Origin of the sequence: Salinicola endophyticus (assembly GCF_040536835.1) — a bacterium.
GTDB lineage: Bacteria > Pseudomonadota > Gammaproteobacteria > Pseudomonadales > Halomonadaceae > Salinicola > Salinicola endophyticus_A.
In genome coordinates this window covers 2,754,484-2,768,620 of the sequence record NZ_CP159578.1, presented here as the reverse complement: position 1 = coordinate 2,768,620, position 14,137 = coordinate 2,754,484, and the positions used below count along the sequence as shown (strand labels likewise).

The 14,137-nt window shown below is 67.9% G+C and carries 11 protein-coding genes; 7 read left to right on the top strand and 4 right to left on the bottom strand.

Annotation, left to right across the window (positions count from 1 at the left end; translation table 11 throughout):
- Positions 1–61: 61 nt before the first annotated feature.
- The 3 genes from infA to aat all read right to left on the bottom strand — a co-directional run bounded on the left by infA (position 62) and on the right by aat (position 1,899).
- Positions 62–280 (bottom strand): translation initiation factor IF-1, encoded by a 219-nt coding sequence (gene infA / locus ABV408_RS12420; protein WP_013332816.1) that lies wholly within the window; start codon positions 278–280, stop codon positions 62–64.
- A 165-nt stretch (positions 281–445) separates the two neighbouring features.
- Complete coding sequence (locus ABV408_RS12415; RefSeq protein ID WP_353979254.1) at positions 446–1,210, bottom strand: arginyltransferase; 765 nt, start codon at positions 1,208–1,210, stop codon at positions 446–448.
- Positions 1,207–1,899, bottom strand: a complete 693-nt coding sequence (gene aat, locus ABV408_RS12410; RefSeq protein WP_353979253.1) for a leucyl/phenylalanyl-tRNA--protein transferase — start codon at positions 1,897–1,899, stop codon at positions 1,207–1,209. Before aat ends, ABV408_RS12415 begins: the two co-directional genes overlap by 4 nt.
- Positions 1,900–2,046: 147 nt before the next feature.
- Here aat and ABV408_RS12405 point away from each other — a divergent pair, with 147 nt between their 5' ends.
- The 3 genes from ABV408_RS12405 (at position 2,047) to lolA (ending at position 8,683) form a co-directional block, all read left to right on the top strand.
- Positions 2,047–4,056, top strand: a complete 2,010-nt coding sequence (locus tag ABV408_RS12405; protein ID WP_353979252.1) for a Cache 3/Cache 2 fusion domain-containing protein — start codon at positions 2,047–2,049, stop codon at positions 4,054–4,056.
- Positions 4,057–4,260: 204 nt separating this feature from the next.
- Entirely contained in the window at positions 4,261–7,986 is a 3,726-nt protein-coding gene (locus tag ABV408_RS12400) for a DNA translocase FtsK 4TM domain-containing protein (RefSeq protein WP_353979251.1), read from the top strand.
- A gap of 55 nt (positions 7,987–8,041) precedes the next feature.
- Positions 8,042–8,683 carry an outer membrane lipoprotein chaperone LolA gene (gene lolA, locus ABV408_RS12395; protein WP_353979250.1) on the top strand — a complete coding sequence of 214 codons (642 nt, stop codon included), beginning with the start codon at positions 8,042–8,044 and terminating at the stop codon, positions 8,681–8,683.
- A gap of 102 nt (positions 8,684–8,785) precedes the next feature.
- Here the strand turns inward: lolA and ABV408_RS12390 are convergent, their stop codons facing one another.
- On the bottom strand, positions 8,786–10,123 hold the full coding sequence (locus ABV408_RS12390; RefSeq protein ID WP_353979249.1) for a replication-associated recombination protein A: 1,338 nt from the start codon (positions 10,121–10,123) through the stop codon (positions 8,786–8,788).
- A gap of 443 nt (positions 10,124–10,566) precedes the next feature.
- Here ABV408_RS12390 and ABV408_RS12385 point away from each other — a divergent pair, with 443 nt between their 5' ends.
- The 4 genes from ABV408_RS12385 to trmA all read left to right on the top strand — a co-directional run bounded on the left by ABV408_RS12385 (position 10,567) and on the right by trmA (position 14,092).
- Positions 10,567–11,115, top strand: coding sequence for a hemerythrin domain-containing protein (locus tag ABV408_RS12385; RefSeq protein ID WP_353982235.1), 549 nt, complete (start codon positions 10,567–10,569; stop codon positions 11,113–11,115).
- A gap of 110 nt (positions 11,116–11,225) precedes the next feature.
- Positions 11,226–12,125 carry a LysR family transcriptional regulator gene (locus ABV408_RS12380; RefSeq protein ID WP_353979248.1) on the top strand — a complete coding sequence of 300 codons (900 nt, stop codon included), beginning with the start codon at positions 11,226–11,228 and terminating at the stop codon, positions 12,123–12,125.
- Positions 12,118–12,957, top strand: coding sequence for a glutamate racemase (gene murI, locus ABV408_RS12375; RefSeq protein WP_353979247.1), 840 nt, complete (start codon positions 12,118–12,120; stop codon positions 12,955–12,957). The genes ABV408_RS12380 and murI overlap by 8 nt, the downstream gene beginning before the upstream one ends.
- A gap of 10 nt (positions 12,958–12,967) precedes the next feature.
- Positions 12,968–14,092, top strand: a complete 1,125-nt coding sequence (gene trmA, locus ABV408_RS12370) for a tRNA (uridine(54)-C5)-methyltransferase TrmA (protein WP_353979246.1) — start codon at positions 12,968–12,970, stop codon at positions 14,090–14,092.
- Positions 14,093–14,137 lie beyond the last annotated feature (45 nt).

Sequence of the window (14,137 nt, the reverse complement as noted above, 5' to 3'; positions counted from 1 at the left end):
GATCAGGGCGTAAGAGACGGGCGGGAAGCGGATTCCCGTCAGCGGGGCCGAAGGGCGGGGCTCAGCGCGAGCGGTAGACGATGCGGCCCTTGGAGAGGTCGTAGGGGGTCAGTTCGACCTTGACCTTGTCGCCGGTCAGAATGCGGATGTAGTTCTTGCGCATCTTGCCGGAGATGTGTGCAGTGACGACGTGACCATTTTCCAGCTCGACGCGGAACATGGTGTTGGGCAGCGTGTCGACGACGACACCCTCCATTTCGATATGATCTTCTCGTGCCATATAGGCGATCCCTCTTGGATATTGGTTGGCGGACCGCACGGTCGGCTGTCGACGCACACCACCGCGAACGGCGGCAGTGCCATCCACGGTCAGCGACGAGCCCGACCAGGGCCTCTGAAGTGCGCGATATTATGGGCCATCTCGCCGCCGAAGGCAAAAATCGGCTCAGGTCAATGCTGTCACGGGTACCCGGCGCTGCCAGCGGCCGCCATCGAGGTACTCCAGTGGCTGATACGCCTGCTTGTAGCGCATCTTCTGACTCTCGCGAATCCAATAGCCCAGATAGACATGCGGCAGGCCGCGCCGGCGCGCCAGTTCGATCTGGCTGAGCACCGCGAAGACGCCCAACGAGCGCCGCTGCAGCGCCGGGTCGGGGTCGAAAAAGGTGTAGATCGCCGACAGTCCGTGGCCCAGCAGGTCGGTAGCGGCGACCGCGATCAGTCGCTCATCGAGCCAGAATTCGAGCAGCTTGGCGAACGGCTGGGTCTGGGTCAGGAACAGTCGGTACTGCTCGCGGCTGGGGGGGAACATGTCGCCATCGGCGTGGCGGGCACGGATGTAACTTGCGTAGAGCGCGTAGTGGCGCTCGTCGAACAGCGTCGGGCGCAGCCGCGTGGTGATATCGCGATTGCGCTGCATCAGCTTGCGCTGGGTGCGCGATGGGGTGAAATCCTCCACTGGAATGCGCACCGAGACGCAGGCATTGCACGCACCGCAATGGGGGCGATAGAGATTGGCCCCGCTGCGTCTGAAGCCGAGCAGGGTCAGGGCGTCGTAGACGTCCGCGGTGGGCGGCTCCTGCGGGTCGAGGAACAGCGTCGTCGCATCGCGTCCGGGGAGGTAGCTGCAGGGGTGCGGCACCGTCAGGAAGAAACGGAGATCGCGTGCCTGACGCTGCGCTGTGCTGCGGTTCGCATTGTCGCTGCTCACGGGGGCTCCGAGGGCCAGAGGCCGGCTGGGGTGGGTTGGTCCACGCTCTTCTCAAGGTAGTCGATGAACGTCTCGCGGGCGATTTCCCTGGCGCCCATGCTGGCCAGGTGCGCGGTATGCATCTGGCAGTCGATCAACTGGAAACCGTGAGCCTCGAGATGGCGTGCGAGGGCCACCAGCGCGACCTTGGAAGCGTCGGCGCAGCGACTGAACATCGACTCGCCGAAAAACGCCTGGCCCAGCGCGATGCCGTAGAGCCCGCCCACCAGCTCGCCGTCGCGCCAGGTCTCGACGCTGTGGGCGTGGCCCAGGGCGTGCAGCCGGCGATAGGCATGGAGCATCTCGGCATCGATCCAGGTGCCGCCGCTACCGGCGCGCTCGGCCGCACAGGCGCCGATGACCGCGCCGAAGGCGTGATCGAAGGTGGTGGTGAAACCGCCGTTGCGCAGGCGTTTGGCCAGGCTGCGGCGTACACGAACCTCTGACGGGAACAGCACCATGCGCGGCGCGGGTGACCACCACAGCAGCGGATCGCCCTCGCCATACCAGGGGAAGATGCCGCGGCGGTAGGCGGCCAGCAGCCAGTCCGGGGTCAGGGCGCCGCCGGCGGCGAGCAGCCCGTTGGGCTCGTCTAGCGCCTGACTGACGTCGGGAAACGCGACGGGAGCGGGGGGGAGCCAGCGCAGCATGCCATCCATCCTGTGGGTCTTGCCGTGGGGCTTACGGGCGCTGAGCGGCGACCCGCATTGCCGTGAATTAAGGTTTGCGCATGGGCTGCCGATAACCCGCCTGTTCCTCTGACACACTGACCTTCCGACAATAAGGTAGAACAATCGATGGCGGCAATTCGACAACGGCTGCGCCATGCGGGTATCGGCACCAAGTTAGCGCTGATCGTCGGCCTGCTTCAGGTCGTGGTGTTGCTGGGGCTGGCCTTTGCCATGGCCCAGACCAGCAGTAGCCAACTACGCAAGGCCACCGAGCACGAGCTGGCGACGCAGCAGGCATCCATCGCCGATATGCTATCGCTCTTCGACTATAGTCTGCAGCAGCAGGCCAATCGCTTCCTCGACATCTTCGCTGACCAGTACATGGGGCGCTTCGTGCTGCTGCCCGATCAGCAGGTCGAGGTGGCCGGGCGCCAGACCCCGATGCTCAAGGATGGACTCGAGGTCATCAACGACAACACCTGGAAGCTCGATCGCTTCACCGAGCAGACCACCGCGCCGGCGACCGTGTTCGCCCGCGAGGGCGACGACTTCGTGCGCGTGGCGACCTCGCTCAAGGATGCCGACGGCAAGCGCGCCATGGGCACGCTGCTCGACCGCGGCTCGCGCAGCTATGCCAGCCTGATGGCGGACAAGACCTACACCGGCCTCGCCACGCTGTTCGGCACCGCCTACATCACCAAGTATCAGCCGATACATGATAGTGATGGCAAGGTCATCGGCGCGCTCTTCGTGGGGGTCGACATCAGTGCCGAAATGGAGAAGGTGCAGTCGCAGATTCGCGGCATGAAGATCGGTCAGCAGGGCTACACCATGCTGATCGCCGCCGGTGGCAAGCGCGCAGGGCAGGTGCTCGCGGGCGGCCCCTACGAGGGCACCGACCTGCGCCAGGGCGAGCGCGCCGCCGTTTTCGCGCCGCTGTTCGACAAGGCCTCCGGCGAGCTCGACTACACCGCGAATGGCGAGCAGCGGCTGCTGGCGTTTACCCGCTATCCGGACTGGCAGTGGGTCATCGCCGGCTCGGTATCGATGGACGAGATCAACGCCGGGGTGATGGCTGCCCGTGACCGCTTCCTGCTGATCGCGGTGGGGATCGCGGTCCTGCTCAGCCTGCTCCTCTACGTCATCTTCAAGCGGCTGGTCTCGCGGCCCATGCAGCGCACGGTGGAGCTTGCCCGGGCGCTCGCCGAGGGCGACCTGTCGCAGCGTATCGACAGCCGCCGACGCGATGAAATTGGCCAGCTGGTGCTGGCGATGAACGGCATCGGCGACGGCCTCGAGCGGATCGTGCGTCAGGTGCGCTCGGCGATCGAGGAGACCGACGGGCATACTCAGGAGCTGGCCGCGGGCAACGCGGACCTCTCGGCGCGCACCGAATCCCAGGCCTCGAGCCTCGAGCAGACCGCCGCCAGCACCGAGCAGCTCAACGCCACTGTGCGCCAGAACGCGGAGCGCGCCCAAGAGGGCGATGCCCAGGCGAGCCGCACCGCCGAGGCCGCCGGGGACGCGCAGAAGACGGTCGACTCGACGGTCGAGGCGATGCGTCGTATCGACGAGATGGCCAAGCAGATCGCCGACGTTGTCGGGGTCATCGACAGTATCGCCTTCCAGACCAACCTGCTGGCGCTCAACGCCTCGGTCGAGGCCGCACGCGCCGGCGAGCAGGGGCGTGGCTTTGCGGTGGTGGCGCAGGAGGTGCGTAGCCTGGCCGAGCGCTGCGCCAACTCGGCGCGCGAGATCAAGGGGCTGATCGGGCGTACGGTGGAGGAGGTCGAGAACGGCAATCTGCAGGCCGCGGAAGCCGGCGAGCAGGTCGCCGCGATCGTCTCCCAGATCGAACGTATCAGTGCGCTGATGGGCGAGATCCGCCTGGCCTCCGAAGAGCAGTCCCACGGTATCGAGCAGATCAACGTCGCGGTGTCGCAGATCGACGAGACCACCCAGAGCAATGCCGCACTGGTGCGTCAGTCGAGCCGCTCGACCCAGCAGTTGAGCGAGCAGAGCCGGCGCCTGAGCGAGACCGTGGCACTGTTCCGGCTGCGCGCGGGCGGTGGCAGCGATGACTCCGCGCCGGACGCGGCTGACACCCCGGCATTGCCGGGACACACGCCGACCTGACCCCACCCCCGGCGCCGCACTCGTGCCGGGTGCGGCGCCCCCCTGTGATGTCGACGCGGGCCCCGGTATGATGGCGGGTCGAGGAAATCGGCCCGCCGTCGCGGGCCGGTGGTGCATCGCCGCCGACCCGGGCACCACGCAAGGCCCACGGGAACGCGGCCGTTGAGGCGTCCTGCCGGAAGCAGGCGCGAGGGGGTTGAGCGTTTGAGTGCCAAGAGTTCGGCCAAGAAGGGCCGTCGTTCATCTGCGCAAGCCAAGGAACAGGCACGTCGTGTGATCATGCAGCTCCAGGGCGTGACCCGCGAAGGCGCCGTGATTCTGCTGCTCGCGATCTGTGTGTTCCTGCTGCTGGCGCTGTTCAGCTATCACCCCGGCGATCCCGGTTGGTCGCATAGCGGGCCCGACCAGGATATCGCCAACTGGATGGGGCAGATCGGGGCCTGGCTATCCGATGTCCTCTATTCGTTGTTCGGCGCCAGTGCGCTGTGGTGGCCAGGCATGTTCGGTCTGGCGGCGTGGCGCATCATGCGCCAGCACCAGGTCCAGATCGCCTGGGATCCGGTGGCACTCGCCGTGCACACCGGCGGCCTGGTACTGCTGTTGATGAGCACCACCACGCTGGGCGACCTGCATTTCTACAACCCCGCCAGCGACCTGCCCAACCAGGCCGGCGGCATCCTCGGCATGGGCATCGCCGGCGCGCTGTCGCAGCTGGTCGGCGTGCATGGCACGACCTTGATCGCCATCGCCGCCTTCATGTGCGGCTTCACCCTGTTCACCGGCATGTCCTGGCTGACCGTGATGGACGAACTGGGCAGCTCGTGTCATCGCCTGTACCAGTGGCTGCGAGCCCGCAGCGCCGAGCGCCGTGAGGTGCGCGACAACCGCCGCGCCGAGCAGCAGGCCGAACGTGAGCAGATCGAGCGCGAGCAGAGCGCATCCGAGGAGAGCGATACCGCCGACGCAGCGCCCACCACGGCGGTGGACAAGCCGCGCTGGTGGGCGCGCTGGTTACCGTGGCAGCGCGCGCCGGATCTCGCGCAGTGGGAGGAGGAACCCTCTCTGGGCGCCTCGCTGCAGCAGGAGCCGGCGTGGGAAGGGGCGGGTGGCGAGTCTGGCAGCGGCCAGCGCCAGTCACGCTGGCGCCACGATGGTAGTACCGATATCCCCTGGGAGGTACCCGAGCGTACGCCCTCGGCCAAGCAGCCCGAGGCCGCCTACGCCAGCCGCCAGCAGCGTGAAGAGGCGCGGGAGCCGACTCTGCACGAGCGCTCACCGGCCGCAGCGCCCCGCAGCGAGCCCGAATGGCGGCCCGCGCGCTCGGCCACACCGCCGCCGCGGCGCCGCGACGACTCCCCGCGTGAACCCAGTCTGACTCCGCGTGAGCCGACATTGGCTCCGCGCGAGCCGACGTTAGACCCGCACGAACCCGCGCCGGGTCGCTCGGCCGCCGACGTGGCGAGGCCGGAGACGGGCGCTGCAGCATCGCCCTATGGCCGCGAAGGGGTTGCGCCCGAGGCACCGGCGTCGCCGACTCAAGCAACGCCCGATGATGACGCCGCGCGTACCCCATTCCGTGCCGATGTCACCCGCCGGCGTATTCCCGAGGCGTTCCAGGCATCGCCGATGGCGCCCGAGGAAGGCGGCGCGGATGACGATGATCACCGCGCCGGCACCGATGCTGGCGCCGAGGTGGCGGACCCACACGGGGCATCCGCCGACAGCGGCCGACTCTCCGCGGCGGAAGACGAGACGCCCACTGCGCAGTGGGGGCTTCGCGCCGAGCGCCACGAGGCGCCGGCCGGTTGGCGCCACGCCCGCGCGGCCAACGAAAGCGATCCTGACGACAGTGGCAACGACGTCTCTCGCCAGGACGACGATCGCACTCGCGTCCCCCCTGCGCGGCCTGGGCCCGCCGAGCCGACGCTGGGCGCGTTCGCGGCTGGCCTGGGCAGCGATCAGCCTGACGCCGGGGCGCGTGAGCCGAGCCTCGACTGGGCGCACGGCGGTGCGGACGAGTCGCGCTTTGCCGCGCCGACCCGGCGCGAGCCCACGCACCGGGGGCTCGATGACGTGCACGCAGAGACGCAGGCCGATGAGCCGCAAGCCGAGGATCGTGATGCACCGGTCGAGCGCTCGCCGCTGTCGTCGGATAGCGCTGCCGGCATTCACGCCGATGACCCCCAGGCGCCGTGGCAGAGCGATGACGCAGCAGCGGATTGGGACGATGCCGCCGATGTGGCCGGGGACGCTACCGAACATCATGAGGCAGCACCGGCACCGGCACCGGCACCGGCACCGGCACCGCGCGGCGATCTGGCTACCGCCGAGCAGGCGCGAGCTGCGGCCGACGATCAGCCCACTCTGTGGACCGTCGAGCATCTGCAGAGCCAGCGTCCGGCGTTCGATGACATGCCCGAGCCCACCGGCGAGCTACCGTCGATCCGGCTGACCACGCCGGCCGACCCGGAGCAGCCCAACTATACGCCCGAGCAGCTCGCCGACATGGCCGAGCTGCTGGAGATGCGTCTGCGTGAATACGGGGTCAAGGCAGAAGTGGTCGAGACCTGGCCGGGGCCGGTGATCACGCGCTTCGAGATTCGCCCCGCGGCCGGGGTGAAGGTCTCCAAGATCAGCAACCTGGCCAAGGACCTGGCGCGTTCGCTGATGGTCAAGAGTGTGCGCGTGGTCGAGGTCATCCCCGGCAAGCCCACGGTGGGGATCGAGATCCCCAACCCGAACCGGGCGATGATCCGCATTCGTCAGGTGCTCGACTCCGATGTCTACCAGCAGGCCGACTCGCCGGTGACGCTGGCGCTGGGCCAGGACATCGGCGGCAAGCCGGTGGTGGCCAACCTCAACAAAATGCCGCACCTGCTGGTAGCCGGTACCACCGGCTCGGGCAAATCGGTGGGGATCAACACCATGCTGGTGTCGATGCTGCTCAAGGCGACCCCGGACGAGGTGCGCATGATCATGGTCGACCCCAAGATGCTCGAGCTGTCGGTCTACGACGGCATTCCGCATCTGTTGGCGCCGGTGGTCACCGACATGAAGGAAGCGGCCAACGCGCTGCGCTGGTGTGTGGCCGAGATGGAGCGGCGCTACAAGCTGATGGCGGCCATGGGCGTGCGCAACATCGCCGGCTTCAATGCCAAGCTCGACGAGGCCGAGCGCCATGGCGCCCAGGTCCAGGATCCGCTGTGGGAGCCGCAGCCGTGGGAGATGCATCAGCAGCCACCGACGCTGGCCAAGCTGCCCTATATCGTGGTGGTGATCGACGAATTCGCCGACATGTTCATGATCGTCGGCAAGAAGGTCGAGGAGCTGATCGCGCGGCTGGCGCAGAAGGCGCGCGCCGCGGGTATCCACCTGATTCTCGCCACCCAGCGGCCGTCGGTGGACGTGGTCACCGGCCTGATCAAGGCCAATATCCCCACCCGCATGGCGTTTCAGGTGTCGTCGAAGATCGATTCGCGCACCATCCTCGATCAGGGCGGGGCCGAAAACCTGCTCGGTCATGGCGATATGCTCTATCTGCCGGCGGGAGCGGGGATGCCGCAGCGTGTTCACGGCGCCTTCGTCGACGATGACGAGGTCCACCGTATCGTCGAGGACTGGAAGCGGCGCGGCGAGCCCGAGTACATCGAGGAGATCCTCTCCGGCGGCGTCTCCGCCGATGCCCTGGCCGGGCTCGAAGCCGAGGGCGGCGACGGTGAGGACGCCGAGCAGGATGCGCTCTACGACGAGGCGGTGCAGTTCGTCACCGAGAGCCGGCGCGCCTCCATCTCGGCGGTCCAGCGCCGCTTCAAGATCGGCTACAACCGCGCCGCGCGGCTGGTGGAAGCGATGGAGCAGGCCGGTGTCGTCTCGTCGATGGGCAACAACGGCTCGCGCGAAGTGCTGGCGCCGCCGCCGGTGGGCAACTGAGCCGCCATCCCGCTGTCCAAGGATCATGTTCTCTGCACACAGACAAGGAATGCCCATGCGAATGACGAAGAGCCTGGCCGCCGCTGCGCTGCTGCTGGCGACCCAGGCCGCACACGCCGACCCGGCCTCGGTCGACCGCCTGACCCGGCTGCTCGAACCGCTCAAGACCTACTCGGCGGATTTCGATCAGCAGATCCTGGACGCCTCGGGCTCCAGCCTGCAGGACACCAGTGGCCATATGTGGCTGTCGCGGCCCGGTCACTTCCGCTGGGAGGTGAACGAGCCCTATCGCCAGATCGTGGTCTCCAACGGCCAGGAGGTGACGCTCTACGACCCCGACCTCGAGCAGGCCACGATCCAGCCGCTCGACGACCGCGTTACCCACACGCCGGCGCTGCTGCTCTCCGGCAGCGCCTCGGAGCTGGCGCAGAACTATGAGGTGACGGGGCAGCAGCAGGGCACCGGCGAGACCTTCACGCTCAAGCCCAAGGCCAACGACACCCTGTTCGAGCAGCTCAAGCTGACCTTCTACAGCGAGAAGCTGGGCATGCTGCAGATGACCGACAGCACTGGCCAGCGCACCGCGATCAAGTTCGACGACGCCGAGGTCAACGGCAGCATCGACCCGGCCAAGTTCCGCTTCGAGATTCCCGCCGGCGCCGACGTCATTCGCGAGCAGTCACCCGCTTCCCCCTGAGCTTTGTGGCGGCCCGTCCTCCGGGCCGCTTGCTCGCCGCCGCGCTCATGCTTGGCCCACTGCCGCCGTATGGCCGAGCGCAGGCATTTTGCAAACACCCTCTCAAGCCTGACGGTCGGCCTCGCGGTCGAGCTCGTCACGCCACGCCTGCATCTGCTGGTAGCGCTTCTCCTGACCGAACTCACTGGGCACGTAGAAACTGGCCTTGGGCAGCGCCGCTGGCCAGCAGTCGTGGGCGCTGCCGGCGGGGTAGCCGTTGGGCTCGCTGTGGGCATAGCGATAGCCCTCGCCGTAGCCCAGTGAGGCCATCAATTGGGTCGGCGCATTGCGCAGATAGACCGGGACCTCGAGATCGGCATGCTCGGCCACGAACGCCTTGGCCTGGGCCCAGGCCTGGTCGACCCGGTTGCTCTTGGGCGCGGTGGCGAGATGGATGGCGGCGTGGGCGATGGCGCGCTGGCCTTCGTAGTCGCCCAGGCGCAGGTAGGCATCCCAGGCGGCGATCACCAGCGGCAGGGCGCGTGGGTCGGCGTTGCCGACGTCCTCCGAGGCGATCGCGGTGAGCCGGCGCACCACGTCCAGCGGGTCGCCGCCACCCTGCATGAACTGGGCCATATAGAGCAGGGCGGCGTCGGGCCGCGATGAGCGTATCGACTTGTGGATCGCCGAGAGCAGGTCGTAATAGTGCTCGCCCTGCTTATCGAAGGCCGCCGCCTGATGGCCGATCACCTCGACCACGGCGTCACGTTCCAGAGTCTCGCCATGCTCGTCGCGACCGGTGAAGTCGCAGGCGGTCTCCAGCAGCCCCAGGGCGCGCCGTGCATCCCCCGCCGCGGCGCGGGCGAGGATCGCCAGGGCCTCGTCGCTGGCGCGGATGTCGCGCTGGCCGAGGCCGCGCTCGGGGTCGCCCAGGGCGCGCTTGATCACCGTGATCAGCGCCTGCTCGTCGAGCGCCTTGAGCACGTAGACCCGGGCCCGCGACAGCAGTGCGGAGTTGACCTCGAACGAGGGGTTCTCGGTGGTGGCGCCGATCAGCGTCAACAGGCCCGACTCCACGTGCGGCAGCAGGGCGTCCTGCTGGCTCTTGTTGAGGCGGTGGATCTCGTCGAGGAACAGCAGCGTCTGACGCTCGCGCAGCCGCGCCTCCTGGGCCCGCTCCACTGCGGCGCGGATCTCCTTGACCCCGGCCATCACCGCCGAGAGCTTTTCGAGCCGGGCACCCGACGCCTCGGCGAGGATGTCCGCGAGGGTGGTCTTGCCCACCCCCGGCGGGCCCCACAGGATCATCGAGCGCACGCTGCCGCTCTCGGCCATGCGCCGCAGTGGCTTGCCCGGGCCGACCAGTGCCTCCTGGCCGACATAGTCGTCGAGACTTGTCGGCCGCATGCGGTAGGCGAGCGGCGCATTGTCCTGGGGGGCGCTATTGGCAAAGAGGTCCATCGGCTTACTTCCGGTTTGCGCTCGGCAACGAGCGGGTACATTTCACTACGCCAATCGCGACTTAAGGCGTAGGGCTTTCTCTCCCAAACCCGCTAGGGTAAGACATTCGAGGGCCATTCGAGGCGCAGGTCGCGTGCGTACTCGCGAGCCTGGCCAGATGGCTCCCGGGCAGTGCGAACGTCACGTCGTCGATTCTACCCAAGTGTGTCCTGACACAGTATGGGCACTGCGGGTCGAACGTTCCGGCGCGGCCCGCTCGAAGGCCCTGGGGCGCGTTCGCTGCAGGTCACACGGCCGGTGCGAAGGCACTACACGCTGGCCCTCGAGTGCCGCTACACTACGATCTGTATGCAAAACCTCAGGTCTCGGCACGCTGGATATCAGTCTCGCCGCTTCACGCTCGTCGCCATTGCCGCCGCACGGACAGGAGAACTCCCATGCCCATGCTGACTCAACTGCGCCAGGATCACGCCAACATGGCGCGTCTGCTCCACGTGCTGCAGCTCAAGCACAAGACGCTCGCCGATGGTGAACGCCCCAACTTCCGCCTGATTCGTGAGGTGGTGGACTACATTCTCGACTACATGAGCGGCTTCACCATTCCGCTGGAGCGCATTTGCCGCGAGCAACTCTCCAGCCGGGCCACCGATACCGATGCGCTGTTCGCGCGGCTGGCGGAGGACTACCAGCATCTGCACGAGCAGTTGATGCGGCTCTCCGGCGACATTGACATGATCCTGATGGATGGGGTGATGCCGATGGACAAGTTCGCCGAGGATCTGCGCGCCTATCTCGACGCCCATCGCGCCTATCTGCGTGCCGAGCGCGAGGAGCTGTTCCCGCTGATTCGCGAACACTTCGACGATGACGACCTGGCACGTCTGGCCGCCGAAATGCCGCCTCAGGCGGAGTCCGAACTGTCACGGCTGCAGGAGGCCTACCCGGAGCTCTATTCCGAGTTCCGCGACGCGCCTTCGCCCCTCGAGTCCTGATCGCGGCGGGCTGCCGGCCCGCGCTGCACGATGCCCCGATGACGATCGCACTGCGCGATCGTCATCGCTTTGCGTAGAATGGGCGCCCGAGAGAGTGAGAGGGAGCCGGGATGGATCGGCTACAGGCGATGCAGGTGTTTCGGGCCGTGGTCGAGGCCGGCAGCTTTGCCGGCGGCGCCCGCCGGCTGGGTGTGTCCAATGCCATGGTCAGCAAGCAGATATCGCGCCTCGAGGAGAGTCTCGGGGTGCGTCTGCTCGCCCGTACCACGCGGCGGCTGCAGCTGACGGCAGAGGGTGAGCGCTATCTGACCACCACCGTGCGGCTACTCGACGAGCTCGATGAGCTGGAGGCGGGGCTGGGCGAGCAGCGCGGCGAGATTCGCGGCCGCCTAAGGTTGTCGGCACCCATGGATTTTGGCGCTCAGGCACTGATGGTGGTGCTCGATGCCTTCGAACAGGCGCATCCGGCGGTCACCCTGGAGCTGGTGCTCGAGGATCGCCATGTCGATCTGCTGGCCGAGGATTACGATCTGGTGGTGCGGATAGGCGCGCTCGAGGATTCGAGCCTGATCGCCCGGCCGCTGATGCGCATGCCGCGCTACCTCTACGGTGCCCCCGACTACCTGCGCCGTCACGGCAGCCCCGATCACCCGGGGGCGCTCAAGCACCACCGCTGCCTCCACTACTCGCTGGCACGTCAGGGGCCGCAGTGGACCTTCGAGGTCGACGGCGAGCTGCAGCGTGTGCGCTTTCGTCCAGCGCTGACGTGCAACAACGGGCGCGCGCTGATCGAGGCCGCGGCGCTGGGCATGGGGTTGGTGGTCAAGCCTGCCTTCCTGGGCGAGCCCGAGGTGGCGGCAGGGCGCCTGGTGCGTCTGCTCGAGACGTTTCCGATCCCCGCGCTCGACGTGCATCTGCTCTACGCCGAGCGTGACTTCATGCCGGCGCGCCTGCGTGCGCTGATCGAAACGCTGCTGACCCACTTCGCCGGGAGCCCGACCCATGCGTGATGCACTGATCTTCGACTCCGGTGTCGGCGGGCTTTCGGTCAGCGCCGAGATCCGGCGCTGGCTGCCCCAGCTCGGCCTCGACTACGTCTGCGACAACGCCGCCTTGCCCTATGGCACCAAGCCGGATGCCTGGCTGGTGGCGCGGACCGTCGAGGTCTGCCTGGCGGCCTGCGCCGAGAGCCGACCGCGGGCGCTGGTGATCGCCTGCAACACTGCCAGTACGCTGGCGCTGGAGGCGCTGCGCGCGCGCTTGACGATCCCGGTAGTGGGCACGGTGCCGGCGATCAAGACCGCCGGGGAGGTCAGCCGCTCGCGGGTGATCGGCGTGCTGGCGACCACCGCCACCCTCAAGCGCTCTTATCTGCAGCGACTGGTGGCCGATTTCGCCGCCGACTGCCGGCTCGTCGGCGTCGCCGCGGACACCCTGGTGGTCGCCGCCGAGCGCAAGCTGGCCGGTGGCGAGCTCGACCGCGAGGCGCTGGCCGCGGCGCTGACGCCGCTGTGGCGCGAGCCGGCCCTGGACACCGTGGTGCTGGGATGTACCCACTTTCCGCTGCTGCGCGCCGAGCTCGAAGCGCAGGCGCCACGGCCGATCCGCTGGATCGATTCGGGCGCCGCGATCGCGCGCCGCCTGGGGCAGGTGCTGGGTATTGCGCCCCTGGCCGCGCCGGTGGCCACGCTGCCCGCGGCGACGACCGGCGCCAGCTGGGCGACCGGTGCCGACGCCACCGGGCTGGCCACGGCACTGGCCGGTTTCGGCTTTGCCCCGCCGCGGCCTCTGCCGACGGTCGCTATGGTGCCCGCAGACACTGCTATTTCCGCTATCGATTGAGGAGTTTTTCGTGGTCATCACCACCATCGACCCGGCGCGCTACGACGCCCAGCTCGCGGCCAAGCGCGCGCGGATCGAGCAGCAGTTCGCCGCCTTCGACCCGCCGCCGCTGGAGGTCTTCGCCTCGCCACCGATGCACTACCGCATGCGCGCCGAGTTCCGCCTCTGGCACGAGGGGGACGATCTCTACTACGCCATGTTCGAGCCCGACCCCGAGGCCCCGCTTCACAAGGGACGGGTGGCCCAGAAGGTGGTCCGGGTCGATCGTTTCCCGGTCGCCGGCGAGCGCATCAATGCGCTGATGCCCCAACTGCTGGAGGCGATTCGCGACGACACCACGCTGCGGCGCAAGCTGTTCCAGGTCGAGTTCCTGACCACGCTCAGCGGTGAGGCGCTGGTGACGCTGATCTACCACAAGCCGCTGGATGCCGAGTGGGAGCAGCGTGCCCGCGAGCTGCAGACGACACTGGGTGTGGCGCTGATCGGGCGCTCGCGCAAACAGCGCCTGGTGCTCGAGCGTGATCACGTGTGGGAGCGCCTGACGGTCGAAGGGCGCGAGTTCCACTATCAGCAGGTGGAGAACAGCTTCACCCAGCCCAACGCCGAGATCTGCCGCGCCATGCTCGGCTGGGCGCGGGACGCCACGCGCCACAGCGCGGGCGATCTGGTCGAGCTCTACTGCGGCAACGGCAATTTCACCGTGGCGCTGGCGGAGAACTTCCGCCGCGTGGTCGCCACCGAAATCTCGCGGACCTCGGTGGCCTCGGCCCAGGCCAACCTCGCCGCCAACGGCATCGACAACGTCCATGTGGCGCGGATGTCGGCGGAGGAGTTTGCTCAGGCCCTGGCCGGCGAGAAGCAGGGGCGCCGGGTGGCAGCGATGGCGCTCGATGAGTGCGACTTCTCCACCGTGCTGGTCGATCCGCCGCGGGCCGGGCTCGATGCCGCCAGCTGTGCGCCGCTGATGGAGTATCCGCGAATCGTCTATATTTCCTGCAACCCCGACAGTTTGGCGGTCAATCTGGCGCAGCTCACCCAGACGCATCGGATCACGCGGATGGCGCTGTTCGACCAGTTTCCCTGGACCGACCACTGCGAGTGCGGGGTCGTGCTCGAGCGCCGCGAGACGGCCTGAATTTGTCAAGTCGCACCGGCGTCGTATGGTGGGTGTCATGATGCG

Coding starts and splice junctions, on each gene's coding strand:
- ABV408_RS12390 (WP_353979249.1), bottom strand. CDS start 10,123: ATGGACCTCTTTGCCAATAGCGCCCCCCAGGACAATGCGCCGCTCGCC.
- ABV408_RS12405 (WP_353979252.1), top strand. CDS start 2,047: ATGGCGGCAATTCGACAACGGCTGCGCCATGCGGGTATCGGCACCAAG.
- ABV408_RS12385 (WP_353982235.1), top strand. CDS start 10,567: ATGCTGACTCAACTGCGCCAGGATCACGCCAACATGGCGCGTCTGCTC.
- murI (WP_353979247.1), top strand. CDS start 12,118: ATGCGTGATGCACTGATCTTCGACTCCGGTGTCGGCGGGCTTTCGGTC.
- lolA (WP_353979250.1), top strand. CDS start 8,042: ATGCGAATGACGAAGAGCCTGGCCGCCGCTGCGCTGCTGCTGGCGACC.
- ABV408_RS12380 (WP_353979248.1), top strand. CDS start 11,226: ATGGATCGGCTACAGGCGATGCAGGTGTTTCGGGCCGTGGTCGAGGCC.
- aat (WP_353979253.1), bottom strand. CDS start 1,899: ATGCTGCGCTGGCTCCCCCCCGCTCCCGTCGCGTTTCCCGACGTCAGT.
- infA (WP_013332816.1), bottom strand. CDS start 280: ATGGCACGAGAAGATCATATCGAAATGGAGGGTGTCGTCGTCGACACG.